Source organism: Diaphorobacter sp. J5-51 (assembly GCF_001023515.1).
GTDB lineage: Bacteria > Pseudomonadota > Gammaproteobacteria > Burkholderiales > Burkholderiaceae_C > Diaphorobacter > Diaphorobacter nitroreducens.
On sequence record NZ_JSYI01000134.1, the window covers coordinates 54,646 to 68,332 of the forward strand.

Annotated in this window: 11 protein-coding genes; 3 read left to right on the plus strand and 8 right to left on the minus strand. The window is 64.5% G+C overall.

What is annotated here, in order from left to right; translation table 11 throughout:
* The first annotated feature begins 86 nt into the window (after nucleotides 1-86).
* On the plus strand, nucleotides 87-1,904 hold the full coding sequence (gene edd, locus OX89_RS16900; RefSeq protein ID WP_047351487.1) for a phosphogluconate dehydratase: 1,818 nt from the start codon (nucleotides 87-89) through the stop codon (nucleotides 1,902-1,904).
* Nucleotides 1,895-2,542 carry a bifunctional 4-hydroxy-2-oxoglutarate aldolase/2-dehydro-3-deoxy-phosphogluconate aldolase gene (eda, locus tag OX89_RS16905; RefSeq protein ID WP_047351488.1) on the plus strand — a complete coding sequence of 216 codons (648 nt, stop codon included), beginning with the start codon at nucleotides 1,895-1,897 and terminating at the stop codon, nucleotides 2,540-2,542. The genes edd and eda overlap by 10 nt, the downstream gene beginning before the upstream one ends.
* 69 nt (nucleotides 2,543-2,611) lie before the next feature.
* Here eda and gloA read toward each other — a convergent pair whose 3' ends face one another.
* The 8 genes from gloA to scpA form a co-directional block, all read right to left on the minus strand.
* Nucleotides 2,612-3,028, minus strand: coding sequence for a lactoylglutathione lyase (gene gloA / locus OX89_RS16910; protein ID WP_011805290.1), 417 nt, complete (start codon nucleotides 3,026-3,028; stop codon nucleotides 2,612-2,614).
* A 62-nt stretch (nucleotides 3,029-3,090) separates the two neighbouring features.
* Nucleotides 3,091-3,882: an SDR family NAD(P)-dependent oxidoreductase gene (locus tag OX89_RS16915; RefSeq protein ID WP_047351513.1), complete on the minus strand. Its 792-nt coding sequence runs from the start codon at nucleotides 3,880-3,882 to the stop codon at nucleotides 3,091-3,093.
* A gap of 264 nt (nucleotides 3,883-4,146) precedes the next feature.
* On the minus strand, nucleotides 4,147-5,199 hold the full coding sequence (gene bioB, locus OX89_RS16920) for a biotin synthase BioB (protein WP_047351489.1): 1,053 nt from the start codon (nucleotides 5,197-5,199) through the stop codon (nucleotides 4,147-4,149).
* 365 nt (nucleotides 5,200-5,564) lie between these two features.
* The gene (locus OX89_RS16925) at nucleotides 5,565-6,026 is read right to left on the minus strand and encodes a VOC family protein (RefSeq protein ID WP_015913377.1); all 462 of its coding nucleotides are present in this window, start codon (nucleotides 6,024-6,026) and stop codon (nucleotides 5,565-5,567) included.
* A 59-nt stretch (nucleotides 6,027-6,085) separates the two neighbouring features.
* Nucleotides 6,086-8,134 carry an acetyl/propionyl/methylcrotonyl-CoA carboxylase subunit alpha gene (locus OX89_RS16930; protein ID WP_047351490.1) on the minus strand — a complete coding sequence of 683 codons (2,049 nt, stop codon included), beginning with the start codon at nucleotides 8,132-8,134 and terminating at the stop codon, nucleotides 6,086-6,088.
* Nucleotides 8,135-8,155: 21 nt separating this feature from the next.
* Nucleotides 8,156-9,688: an acyl-CoA carboxylase subunit beta gene (locus OX89_RS16935; RefSeq protein WP_015913374.1), complete on the minus strand. Its 1,533-nt coding sequence runs from the start codon at nucleotides 9,686-9,688 to the stop codon at nucleotides 8,156-8,158.
* 25 nt (nucleotides 9,689-9,713) lie between these two features.
* Nucleotides 9,714-10,742, minus strand: a complete 1,029-nt coding sequence (gene meaB / locus OX89_RS16940) for a methylmalonyl Co-A mutase-associated GTPase MeaB (protein ID WP_084002089.1) — start codon at nucleotides 10,740-10,742, stop codon at nucleotides 9,714-9,716.
* Nucleotides 10,739-12,901: a methylmalonyl-CoA mutase gene (gene scpA, locus OX89_RS16945; RefSeq protein WP_047351491.1), complete on the minus strand. Its 2,163-nt coding sequence runs from the start codon at nucleotides 12,899-12,901 to the stop codon at nucleotides 10,739-10,741. The genes meaB and scpA overlap by 4 nt, the downstream gene beginning before the upstream one ends.
* A gap of 124 nt (nucleotides 12,902-13,025) precedes the next feature.
* Here scpA and OX89_RS16950 point away from each other — a divergent pair, with 124 nt between their 5' ends.
* Complete coding sequence (locus OX89_RS16950) at nucleotides 13,026-13,661, plus strand: GntR family transcriptional regulator (protein ID WP_015913371.1); 636 nt, start codon at nucleotides 13,026-13,028, stop codon at nucleotides 13,659-13,661.
* Nucleotides 13,662-13,687 lie beyond the last annotated feature (26 nt).

Genomic DNA, 13,687 nt, shown 5'->3' on the forward strand with positions numbered 1-13,687 from the left:
CCCACTGGCGCGTAGGATTCCGGGGGCAATGCTTGCCCGCAGTCGTTTTCTGCAACCTTCCCACAGCCGCCCTCGCGCCACCCAGCATGCCCCTGCACGACACCGTCCACACCGTCACCGAGCGCATCCGCCAGCGCAGCGCCCCTACGCGCGGCGCCTATCTGCAACAGCTTGAGTTCCACGCGCGCCGCGACCGCGGTGCAGACCGCCTGGGTTGCGCCAATGTGGCCCACGCCTTCGCCGGCATGCCTGGCAACGACAAGCTGCGTGTGGTGGTCCAGAAGGCACCCAACATCGGCATCGTCACGGCGTACAACGACATGCTGTCAGCCCATGCGCCGCTGCAGCATTACCCGGACCTGATCAAGGACGAGGTGCGCAAGCACGGGGCCACGGCCCAGGTGGCCGGCGGCGTACCCGCCATGTGCGATGGCGTGACGCAGGGCACACCCGGCATGGAGTTGAGCCTGTTCAGCCGCGACGTGATCGCCATGGCCACGGCCGTGGCGCTGAGCCACGACGTGTTCGATGGCGCGCTCATGCTCGGCGTGTGCGACAAGATCGTGCCTGGTCTGCTGGTGGGTGCGCTGCAGTTCGGCCATCTGCCCACGGTGTTCGTGCCGGCGGGGCCGATGACTTCGGGCCTGTCCAACAGCGCCAAGGCCAAGGTGCGCGAGCAGGCCGCGCAAGGTCTGGTGGGCCGCGGTGAACTGCTGGAGGCCGAGATGGCCGCTTACCACTCGCCGGGCACCTGCACCTTCTACGGCACGGCCAACAGCAACCAGATGATGCTGGAGGCCATGGGCCTGCATGTGCCGGGCACGGCCTTCGTGAACCCGGGCCAGGCGCTGCGCCAGGAACTCACGCGCGAGGCCGCACGCACGGTGCTGGGCGACAAGGGGGCGTCATGCCCACCTATCGGGCGCGTGGTAGACGAGCGCGCTATCGTCAACGCCATGGTGACGCTGCTGGCCACGGGAGGATCCACCAACCACCTGATCCACTGGGTGGCCGTGGCGCGCGCGGCGGGCCTCGTGATCGACTGGGACGACTTTTCCGCCCTGTCCGCCGTCGTGCCGTTGCTGGCGCGCGTGTACCCCAACGGCAGCGCGGACGTGAACCAATTCCAGGCCGCCGGCGGCCCCGGCTATGTGATCCGCGAGTTGCTCGATGCCGGGCTGATGCATGAGGACGTGCTCACCGTTCGCCCTGGAGGTATCCGCGAATACACGCGCGAGCCGCAGGGAACCGCCGATCAGCGACTGCACTGGGCCGACATCGGCGCCTCGCGTGACGACAGCGTGCTGCGCCCTGCGGCCGACCCTTTCAGCGCCACGGGCGGCCTCAAGCTGCTGTCGGGCAACCTGGGGCGCAGCGTGATCAAGGTCTCCGCCGTGCCGCCCGACCGGCATGTTGTGCAGGCGCCCGCACGCGTGTTTGCCTCGCAGGGCGAACTGCAGCAGGCCTTCCAGGCCGGCGAACTGGACCGGGACGTGGTCTGCGTGGTGCGCTGGCAGGGTCCCCAGGCCAATGGCATGCCAGAACTGCACAAGCTCACCCCGCCGCTGGCCGTGCTGCAGGGCAAGGGCTACAAGGTGGCGCTGGTCACCGACGGCCGCATGAGCGGCGCCTCGGGCAAGGTGCCTGCGGCCATCCACGCATCGCCCGAGGCGCATGCCGGCGGCCCGCTGGCGCTGGTGCGCGACGGTGACGTCATCCGGCTGGATGCCGTGGCGGGCACGCTCGATGTGCTGGTCGATGCGGCCGAATGGCAGGCGCGCACGCCTGCCACCGTGCCGCCCGGCTTGCTGCAGGACAATGCACGCGGTTGGGGGCGCGAACTGTTCGCCGGCATGCGGCGCAATGCGCTCAGCGCGGAAGAGGGAGCCTGCACATGGCTGTGACGCAACCCACCCTCACGGCGCTCGATGTGATGCGCGATGCGCCCGTGATCCCGGTCATCGTTCTGCACGACGTGCGGCATGCCGTGCCGATGGCGCGCGCGCTGGTCGCCGGTGGTATCCGCATGCTGGAGGTGACGTTGCGCACGCCGCAAGCCCTCGAATGCATGCGGGCCATCGCCGCGGAAGTGCCCGACGCCGTGGTCGGCGCAGGCACCGTACGCACCAGTGCTGATGCGGCTGCTGCCGCGCGCGCCGGGGCGCGGTTTGCCGTCAGTCCGGGTTTTACGCCCGCCGTAGGCCGCGCCTGCCGCGATGCGGGCTTGCCGCTGCTGCCGGGCGTGGCCACGGGCAGCGAGATCATGACGGCGCAGGAAGAGGGCTTGTCTGCGCTCAAGTTCTTCCCTGCGGTGCAGGCGGGCGGTACGGCCATGCTGAAAGCGTGGCAGGGGCCGTTTGGCGACGTGGCGTTCTGTCCGACGGGTGGAATCCAGCCCGGCAATGCGGCGGAGTTTCTGGCGCTCAAGAACGTGGCCTGCGTGGGCGGGTCGTGGCTGGTGCCCGCGGATGCGCTGGAGCAGGGCGACTGGTCCCGCATCACCCGTCTAGCGCGCGAAGCCAGCGCGTTGCAGCGGGTTTGATGAATACAAGTAAAAATGGGCTGTAGCGCTTTGTGGATAAGCGCTAGCAGCTATTAAATAAGGAGCAAACTAGCGCAGACCGGTGCCTGCGCCGGCATCGCTCTTGCGCTCGATCAATTCAATCTTGTAACCGTCAGGGTCGGTCACAAAGGCGATCACCGTGGTGCCACCCTTGACCGGCCCGGCCTCGCGTGTCACGGTGCCGCCGGCGGCCTTGATCTTCTCGCAGGCGGCGTAGGCGTCGGGCACGCCCAGGGCAATGTGGCCGTAGGCTGTGCCCATCTCATAGCTTTCCACCCCCCAGTTGTACGTCAGCTCGATCTCGGCCTGGCCGGGGTTGCCGCCCTCGAAGCCCAGGAAGGCCAGAGAGTATTTGTATTCAGGGTTTTCGGAGGTGCGCAGCAACTGCATGCCCAGCACCTGGGTGTAGAAATCGATGGAGCGCTGGAGATTGCCAACGCGCAGCATGGTGTGCAGAAGTCTCATGGCATGGATTGTGCCGTCAACCCAAAGACCCTGCGGCCTGTTGCGCAGAGTGATGGGCTGGGCTAGACCGGCACGGTGTAGTTGAGCGTCATGCGGCCGCCGTCCACGGTGACGATCTCGCCGGTCACATAACTGGCGGCGTCGCTGGCGAGCCATGCCACCACATCAGCGACCTCCGAAGGCTCACCCAGGCGCTTCATCGGCGTGCGGCTCAGGATCTTGAGCCGGGCCTCGTCGCTCGTCAGCACGGCCTTCGCGGCGAGTTCCGTGGCGATGGTGCCGGGCGCCACCGCGTTCACGCGGATGCCACGGTCCGCCAGCGCCAGCGCCATCACGCGGGTGAGCTGATTGATGCCACCCTTGCTCACGTTGTAGCTGGCGATGTTCGGAATGGCCAAAACGCCGTTGACGGAACTCATGTTCACGATGCTGCCGCCGCCCGAGCGCACCATTTCGCGTGCCACAGCCTGGCCCATGAGAAAGGCACCCTTGAGGTTCACGCGCAGTACCGCGTCGAAGTCTTCCTCGGTCACCTCCAGAAAATCCGCAGCGCGGAAGATGCCCGCGTTGTTGACCAATACATCGATGCGCCCGTGCAGCGCCATGGTTTGACCTACCAGGGCATCCACTTCGGACTTGTTGCCCACATCGCAATGAATGTAGGCGGCTTGCGGCACCGCATCGGCAAGAGCACGTCCGCGGGCATCATCCATGTCTGCGATCACCACCTTGGCACCGTCGCGCGCCAGCCTGCGCACGCAGGCCTCGCCAATGCCATGGGCGCCGCCCGTGACAATACACACGCGACCTTGGTGGCCGAAGGAGATAGTTGACGTGGTGAGTGTTTGGGACATGCCAGCCATCGTAGTCAATTGACAAGGGCCGGTCACTGAACGTTTACGCGGAGGGTGGGATCGTTCCCTGAGCTGGGTGCGGATGTCGGTGTTGTGGCGACGGATACTCAGCTGCCAGTTTGGTAGATACGATGTATATTATGTTAAATAATTGAACTGACTAGTCTTGCCGCTTACTCAATGGCGTACCGAAAAACCGTACCCAGCTGTTGGCACCCTGATTCTTCAGGGCGCGCATCCTCTGTACAAAACAGCGCATGCAGATTAAGCACCGCAAGCAGTTTCTGTGGTGGTTTGGTTGGGCGTACCCTTCAACCCCAGTTTGGCCAGCAATTGGGTGTCGGCCTCTACATCCGGGTTACCCGTTACGAGCAGCTTGTCGCCATAGAAGATGGAATTGGCACCCGCCAAGAAGCACAAAGCCTGCACCGCGTCGCCAAGCTGCTGGCGGCCGGCGGACAGGCGTACGCGAGCCTTGGGCATGGTGATGCGGGCCACCGCGATCACGCGCACGAAGTCCAGCGGGTCCACCGGCTCGCTGTCGGCCAACGGTGTTCCGGGAACACGCACCAGGCTGTTGATGGGCACCGACTCCGGATACGGGTTTAGGTTGGCCAACTGCGCGATGAGACCCGCGCGGTGCACCGGCGCTTCGCCCATGCCAACGATGCCGCCGCAGCACACGTTGATGCCTGCGTCGCGCACATGGCGCAGCGTATCCAGCCGGTCCTGGTACTGGCGCGTGCTGACCACGTCGCTGTAGTACTCGGGGGCCGTGTCCAGGTTGTGGTTGTAGTAGTCCAGTCCGGCATCCTTCAGCGCCTGGGCCTGGTGCGACTGCAACATGCCCAGCGTGGCGCAGGTCTGCAGGCCTAGGTCCTTCACGGCGGTGATCAGCTCGCTCATCTTTTCGATGTCGCGGTCCTTCGGAGCTCGCCAGGCGGCGCCCATGCAAAAGCGCGTCGCGCCGGCGTCCTTGGCGGCTTGCGCTGCCTGGGTTACCTCCTGCACGCTCATGAGTTTTTCGGCCTTCACGCCGGTATCGAACTCCGCCGACTGGGGGCAGTAGCCGCAGTTTTCCGGACAGCCGCCTGTTTTCACGGACAGCAGCGTGGCCAATTCGATGTCGCCCTGGGGCCAATGTGCGCGGTGCGTGGCCTGCGCGCGCCAGAGCAGTTCCATGAATGGAAGCTCGAGGAGCTCCTGTACCGCTTGAATGCTCCAGCCCTCCCCTCGCTGCGTCGCAACACTCTCGGCAACGCGAGGATGAAACTGCAGGGTCTGGGTTGTATGCGGGGCTGTTGTGGCTGAGGTCATCAAATTTCTCCGGTTCTGCGGTCGCCACTGCTGGGCGCTGCTCCTGATTGTGTAAAGGCTTGAGTGGTCTGTGAAGGTTTAGCGTTCAAAAAGCAGGATGAAAAAAGATGTGCCTAAAAGAAGCGTATTTGCGTTATTTTTAATGTGTCTTGAAAGCATATAAGTGAAAAAGCGGGAATGAAGATGGAGGAAGCAAGTCGTGTTGTTCATCTGCCATCAACTCCCATTTAACTCCCCTTAATTACCAGAAACACCCTGCTGTTTTTGCTGAAGATGCGGCATGACCATAAAAAAAGCCCTGGTCGCATGGACCAGGGCTCTCTTGTTTTTCAGCAGTCAGGCGGTTGCGTCGAAGTTTGTCTTTTTCAACCCAACGCCGCGATCACCTCGGGCGGCGCCTGCACCAGTTCGATCAGGACACCCTCCCCGGCGATCGGGAACTCGTCATTGCTCTTGGGATGCAGGAAGGTGATGTCGTAGCCCGCCGCGCCTTTGCGGATACCCCCGGGCGCAAAGCGCACACCCTGTGCGGTCAGCCATTCCACCGCCTTGGGCAGGTCATCGATCCACAGGCCGATGTGGTTCAGCGGCGTGGCGTGCACGGCAGGCTTTTTCTCGATGTCCAGGGGCTGCATGATGTCCACCTCCACCTTGAAGGCGCCCTGCCCCATGGCAAGGATGTCCTCGTCCACGTTCTCTCGCTCGCTCTGGAAGGTACCCGTCTGCGTGAGGCCGAGCATGTCCACCCACAAGGTCTTCATGCGCTGCTTGTCGGTGCCGCCGATGGCCACCTGCTGAATGCCCAGCACTTTGAAGGGGCGTGTCATCCATTTACTCCTTTATTGATAGCTGCTAGCGCTTGCAGGGCAAGCGTTAGATGCTGTTTTCACTGAAATTCCAGGATGACCTGATCCACCGCCAGCGATTCGCCCTTGCCCGCGACGATCTTGCCCACCACGCCGTCCTGCGCCGCGAAGAGGATGTTCTCCATCTTCATGGCCTCAATCACGGCCAGCTTCTCGCCGGCCTGCACCTTCTGGCCCGGCTGCACCGCGACGTCCACCAGCAGACCCGGCATGGGCGACAGCAGGAACTTGGACAGGTCCGGTGGCGCCTTGAAGGGCATGAGCTGGTGCAGCCTTGCGCCCAGCGGCGACAGCACCAGCGCGTCGATCTGCGTACCGTTGTGGCTGATGCGCAGCGCCAGCGGGTTCTTGGCCGTACCGCGCTCCACCTGCGCCGTGAAGCCCTTGCCGTTGCACTGGCCCTGCACGCGGATGTCGCCCAGGCCGGCCGTACTGCTGATGCGGTAGGTGGTGTTGCCGATGGTCACGGCGCTGGAGCGGCTCTCTGGCTCATAGTCGGTGACCGTCACTTCATGGTGGATGTTGTTGCCCTGTGCGCCCAGCACCACCACGGTGAACTGCGCGCCCACCTGCACCTCATGACCTGTGAGCTGGCCGCTGATGCCCGATGCACGCGCGCGGTAGCGGCGGTTCATGTACGCCGCCAGCGCCACCAGGAACAGCGGATCGTCGTGCGGCACGTCTTCGGCGGCGAAGCCCTTGCCGTAGTGCTCGGCAATGAAGCCGGTGTTGAACTGGCCGGCCACGAATTTCGGGTGCGCCAGCAGCGCCGCCTGGAAAGGGATGTTGCTGCTGATGCCGCGGATCACGAAGCCGTTGAGCGCGGCGCGCATCTTCTCGATGGCGTCGTTGCGGTCCTGGCCGTGCACGATGAGCTTGGCGATCATCGAGTCGTAGTACATCGGGATCTCACCGCCTTCGAACACACCCGTGTCCACGCGCACGCCATACTTCTTGGTCGTGTCGCCCTGGAACATGGACTCTTCCGGCGCCTGGAAACGCACGAGCCGTCCGGTGGAGGGCAGGAAGTTGCGGAACGGGTCCTCGGCGTTGATGCGGCACTCGATGGCCCAGCCGTCGCGCTTCACGTCTTCCTGGCGGATGGCGAGCTTTTCGCCGGCGGCCACGCGGATCATGAGTTCCACCAGATCCAGGCCGGTGATGCACTCGGTCACCGGGTGCTCCACCTGCAGGCGGGTGTTCATCTCTAGGAAGTAGAAGTCCTGGTCCTTGCCGACCACGAACTCCACCGTGCCGGCGCTCTGGTAGCCCACGGCCTTGGCCAGGGCCACGGCCTGCTCGCCCATGGCCTTGCGGGTGGCGTCGCTGATGAAGGGGGATGGCGCCTCCTCGATCACCTTCTGATGGCGGCGCTGGATGGAGCACTCGCGTTCGTTCAGGTAGATCACGTTGCCGTGGGCGTCGCCCAGCACCTGGATCTCGATGTGGCGCGGCTCCTGCACGAACTTCTCGATGAAGATGCGGTCGTCGCCAAAGCTGTTGCGGGCTTCATTCTGGCAGCTGGCAAAGCCCTCGAACGCTTCCTTGTCGTTGTAGGCCACGCGCAGGCCCTTGCCGCCGCCGCCAGCCGAGGCCTTGATCATCACCGGGTAGCCGATGCCCTTGGCGATCTCCACGGCCTGCTCCGGCCCAGCGATGGGGTCGTTGTATCCGGGGATGGTGTTCACGCCCGCCTGGTTGGCCAGCTTCTTGGAAGCGATCTTGTCTCCCATGGCGGCGATTGCACCATGCTTGGGGCCAATGAAGATGATGCCCTCTTCCTCCACCCGCTTGGCGAAGGCTTCGTTCTCGGACAGGAAGCCGTAGCCCGGATGCACGGCCTGCGCGCCGGTCTGCTTGCAGGCGGCAATGATCTTGTCGGCCAGCAGATACGACTCGCGGCTGGGCGCGGCGCCGATGTGCACGGCCTCGTCGGCCAGCTTGACATGGCGCGCGTCCTTGTCGGCGTCGGAATAGACGGCCACGGTGGCGATGCCCATCTTGCGGGCGGTGGCGATGACGCGGCAGGCGATTTCGCCGCGGTTGGCGATCAGAATTTTCGTAAACATGTTCTTGTGCTCCTTGGACTCTTACAGCGGAATGTTCCCGTGCTTGCGCCACGGGTTATCGAGCTGCTTGTTCTTGAGCATGGCCAGGCTGCGGCAGATGCGCTTGCGTGTCTCATGCGGCAGGATCACGTCGTCGATGAAGCCGCGTGCGCCGGCGACGAACGGGTTGGCAAAGCGCGCCTTGTACTCAGCCTCGCGGGCGGCCAGCTTGGCGGGGTCGTTCTTGTCCTCGCGGAAGATGATCTCCACCGCGCCCTTGGCGCCCATCACGGCGATCTCGGCGTTCGGCCAGGCCAGGTTCACGTCGCCGCGCAGGTGTTTGGAGCTCATCACGTCGTACGCGCCGCCGTAGGCCTTGCGCGTGATGACGGTGATCTTCGGCACCGTGCATTCGGCGTACGCGTAGAGCAGCTTGGCGCCGTGCTTGATGATGCCGCCGTATTCCTGGCTGGTGCCTGGCATGAAACCGGGCACGTCCACGAAGGTGATGACGGGGATGTTGAACGCATCGCAGAAGCGCACGAAGCGCGCGGCCTTGATGGAGCTCTTGATGTCCAGGCAACCCGCCAGCACCAGCGGCTGGTTGGCCACGATGCCCACGGTCTGCCCTTCCATGCGCGCGAAGCCAATGAGAATGTTCTTGGCGTAGTCGGGCTGCAGCTCAAAGAAGTCACCGTCGTCCACCGTCTTGACGATCAGCTCCTTCATGTCATACGGCTTGTTGGGGTTGTCGGGCACCAGCGTGTCCAGCGACAGGTCGGCGCGATCGGCCGGGTCGTTGCTCGGGCGCACGGGCGCCTTTTCCTTGTTGTTGAGCGGCAGGTAGTTGTACAGGCGGCGCAGCATCATCAGCGCCTCCACGTCGTTCTCGAAGGCCATGTCGGCCACGCCGCTCTTGGTGGTGTGCGTGATGGCGCCGCCCAGTTCTTCGGCCGTGACCTCTTCGTGCGTGACGGTCTTCACGACCTCGGGGCCGGTCACGAACATGTACGAGCTGTCCTTGACCATGAAGATGAAGTCGGTCATGGCCGGGCTGTATACCGCTCCGCCCGCGCAGGGGCCCATGATCATGCTGATCTGCGGGATCACGCCGGACGCCAGCACATTCTTCTGGAACACGTCGGCGTAGCCACCCAGGGAAGCCACGCCCTCTTGGATGCGCGCGCCGCCCGAGTCGTTCAGGCCGATCACCGGCGCGCCGACCTTCATGGCCTGGTCCATGACCTTGCAGATCTTCTCGGCGTGGGTCTCGGACAGCGCGCCGCCGAACACCGTGAAGTCCTGGCTGAACACGAACACCAGGCGGCCGTTGATCATGCCGTAGCCGGTGACCACGCCGTCACCGGGGATCTTGGTGTTCTCCATGCCGAAGTCCGTGCAGCGGTGCTCCACGAACATGTCCCATTCCTCGAAGGTGCCGTCGTCCAGCAGCAGCTCGATGCGCTCGCGCGCGGTGAGCTTGCCCTTCTTGTGCTGGGCGTCGATGCGCTTCTGGCCACCGCCCAGGCGGGCGAGTTCGCGCTTTTTCTCCAGTTGATCCAGGATGTCTTGCATGGTCGCTCTTTCAGTGAAGTGCTATTTAAATAGTAGCTTGCAGCGCTTGTCCAGATTGCGCTGCAAGCAGATTTCGTGCTGCAGTGGAAGCCGCTATGCGCCCCGCGGTCACGTCCTGCTGCAGGCGGGGCAGCAGCTCGCGCACCTGCGGGTGCTGGCGGAAGGCCTGCTTCAGGCCTGCGTCGATGCGCTCCCACATCCACGCCAGGGATTGCCGCTCGCGCCGCGCGGCCAGACGGCCGTTGGCCGTCTGCAGGCGGCGGAACTCCTGCACCGCGGCCCAGAAGCCATCCACCCCCTCGCCTTTCAGCGCGCTGAGCGTGATGACCTTCGGCGTCCACAGGGATTCGTCGTGGTGCGCATGCTCGGGGTTGCCATGCATGGACAGCAGGCGCAGGCTGGAAGTGATCTGCGCCTGCGCGCGTGTGGCGGCGTGCGGGTCGATGTCGGCCTTGTTGATGACCACCAGGTCGGCCAGCTCCATCACACCCTTCTTGATGGCCTGCAGGTCGTCGCCCGCGTTGGGCAACTGCAGCACGCAGAACATGTCGGTCATGCCCTGCACGGCGATCTCGCTCTGGCCCACGCCCACGGTCTCGATGATGACCACGTCATAGCCCGCAGCCTCGCACACCAGCATGGCCTCGCGCGTCTTCTCGGCCACGCCGCCCAGCGTGCCGCTGGACGGGCTGGGGCGGATGTAGGCATCGGGTTGGACCGACAGGTGCTCCATGCGCGTCTTGTCACCGAGGATGGAGCCGCCCGAGACGGTGGATGACGGGTCGATGGCCAGCACCGCCACCTTCAGGCCTTGTGCGATCAGGTGCAGGCCCAAGGCTTCGATGAAGGTGCTCTTGCCCACGCCAGGCACGCCGCTGATGCCGAGGCGAAACGCCCGGCCCGTGTGCGGCAGCAGCGCGGTGAGCAGTTCGTCGCCCTGCGTGCGATGGTCGGCCCGCGTGGATTCCAGCAGCGTGATGGCCTTGGCCATGGCGCGGCGCCGCACGGCGGGCGTGCCGTGCAGGATGCCTTCTTGCAGCTGCTGGGGGGTCACTGCGCCTGCGCCTTCTTGATTTGCTCCAGCACGTCCTTGGCGCTGGCCGGGATCGGCGTGCCGGGGCCATAGACGCCCTTGACGCCTGCACCGTAGAGGAAGTCGTAGTCCTGCGCGGGCACCACGCCGCCCACGAAGACGATGATGTCGTCGGCGCCCTGCTTTTTCAGTTCTTCGATGATGGCGGGCACCAGCGTCTTGTGGCCCGCGGCCAGGGTGGAGACGCCCACCGCGTGCACGTCGTTCTCGATGGCCTGGCGCGCGCACTCCTCGGGGGTCTGGAACAGCGGGCCCATGTCGACATCGAACCCCAGGTCGGCAAAGGCCGTGGCCACCACCTTGGCACCGCGGTCGTGGCCGTCTTGGCCGAGCTTGGCGATCATCACGCGCGGGCGGCGACCGAGCTGTTCGGCTGCCTGATCGATTTCACCCTTGAGCTTTTCCCAGCCTTCGGCCGAGTCGTAGGCAGCAGCGTACACACCGGTCACCTTTTGCGTATCGGCGCGGTGGCGCCCGAAGATTTTTTCCAGCGCATCGGACACCTCGCCCACCGTGGCGCGTGCGCGAATCGCCTGGATCGACAGATCCAGCAGGTTGCCCTGGCCGCTTGCTGCTGCAGAAGTAAGAGCAGCCAGCGCTTGTTGGACCTGGGCTTGATCGCGTTTTGCCTTGATGGCGTTGAGGCGCGCGATCTGGTTCTCGCGCACCTTGACGTTGTCCACCTCCAGGATGTCCACCGGGTCTTCCTTGGCAAGCTTGTACTTGTTCACGCCCACGATGACCTCCTTGCCCGAGTCGATGCGCGCCTGCTTTTCCGCAGCCGCGGCCTCGATCTTGAGCTTGGCCCAGCCGGAGTCCACGGCGGCGGTCATGCCGCCCATCGCCTCGACCTCTTCGATGATCTTCCAGGCGGCGTCGGCCATGTCCTGTGTGAGCTTTTCCATCATGTAGGAGCCGGCCCAGGGGTCGATCACGTTGGTGATGTGGGTCTCTTCTTGGATGATGAGCTGCGTGTTGCGCGCGATGCGTGCGCTGAATTCGGTGGGTAGCGCGATGGCTTCGTCCAGCGCGTTGGTGTGCAGGCTTTGCGTGCCGCCGAACACGGCCGCCATGGCCTCGATGGTGGTGCGCACCACGTTGTTGTACGGGTCCTGCGCGGTGAGCGACCACCCCGACGTCTGGCAGTGGGTGCGCAGCATCAGGCTCTTGGGGTTTTTGGCGTTGAACCCTTTCATGATGCGGCACCACAGCAGGCGCGCGGCGCGCATCTTGGCGATCTCCAGGTAGAAGTTCATGCCGATCGCCCAGAAGAACGACAGGCGCCCGGCAAAATCGTCCACGTCCATGCCCTTGGCGATGGCCGTCTTCACGTATTCCTTGCCGTCGGCCAGGGTGAAGGCCAGTTCCAGCGCCTGGTTGGCGCCGGCTTCCTGCATGTGGTAGCCCGAGATCGAGATCGAGTTGAACTTGGGCATGTTCTTGCTCGTGTACTCGATGATGTCGCCGATGATGCGCATCGACGGCTTGGGCGGATAGATGTAGGTGTTGCGGACCATGAACTCCTTGAGGATGTCGTTCTGGATGGTCCCGGCCAGCTTGTCCTGGCTCACGCCCTGCTCCTCGGCTGCCACCACGTAGCCGGCCAGCACGGGCAGCACGGCGCCGTTCATGGTCATGGAAACAGACACCTTGTCCAGCGGAATGCCGTCGAACAGGATCTTCATGTCCTCCACGCTGTCGATGGCGACGCCCGCCTTGCCCACGTCGCCCGTCACGCGCGGGTGGTCGCTGTCGTAGCCGCGGTGCGTGGCCAGGTCAAAGGCCACCGACACACCCTGCCCGCCCGCGGCCAGCGCTTTGCGGTAGAAGGCGTTGGATTCTTCGGCCGTGGAAAAGCCCGCGTACTGGCGGATGGTCCAGGGGCGCACGGCGTACATGGTGGCCTGCGGGCCGCGCAGGTAGGGCTCGAAGCCCGGCAGCGTGTTGGCGTAGGGCAGGTCCTGCGTGTCTTGCGCCGTGTACAGGGGCTTCACGCTGATGCCGTCGGGCGTCACCCAGTTCAGGGCATTCACGTCGCCGCCGGGCGCGGACTTGGCCGCGGCCTTGGCCCAGGCGGCAAGGTCGGCGGACTGGAAGATGGGATCAGGATGGCTGCTCATGGCGGGGGCGCTTTCGCAAAGATGGCAAAGAGATGTGGTTATGCGTGCTGCGTTTTCGCAATTTTGCGGAGTTTACCTGATCTGTAATTATTAATTCTTAGTTTTTTTCAGGTACAGTCCGCCCATGTCAGCCGTCACCCTCACTCCCCGCGCACTCTATGAACAAGTGGCGGAGCAACTGCGCCAGCGCATCTTCCGGCGCGAGCTGGAGCCTGGCAGCTGGATCGACGAGCTGAAGATCGCCGAGGAGTTCGGCATTAGCCGCACGCCTTTGCGCGAAGCACTCAAAGTACTGGCGGCGGAAGGCCTGGTCACCATGAAGGTGCGCCGCGGCGCCTACGTGACCGAGATGTCCGACAAGGACCTGCACGATGTCTACCACCTGCTCAGCCTGCTGGAGAGCGACGCGGCAGGCGTGGTGGCCGCCCGTGCCACGCCGGAGCAACTGCGCGAACTGGAGCAGCTGCATGCCGACCTGGCCGCCGCCGTGCAGGACCGCGACCGCTTTTTCACCATCAATGAGCGCATCCACATGCGCCTGCTGGAGATGGCCGACAACCGCTGGCGCAGCCAGATGGTGGCCGACCTGCGCAAGGTCATGAAGCTCAACCGTCACAACTCGCTGCTCAAGCAGGGACGCATCGAGGATTCGCTGGCCGAGCACGAAACCATCCTGGCCGCGCTGCGCGCGCGCGACCCGCAGGCCACAGTGGCCGCCATGTCCGCGCATTTCGCGCATGGGCTGGAGGCAGCGGGCTGACCGGGCCCGCCCCTCATCCGCCGTTC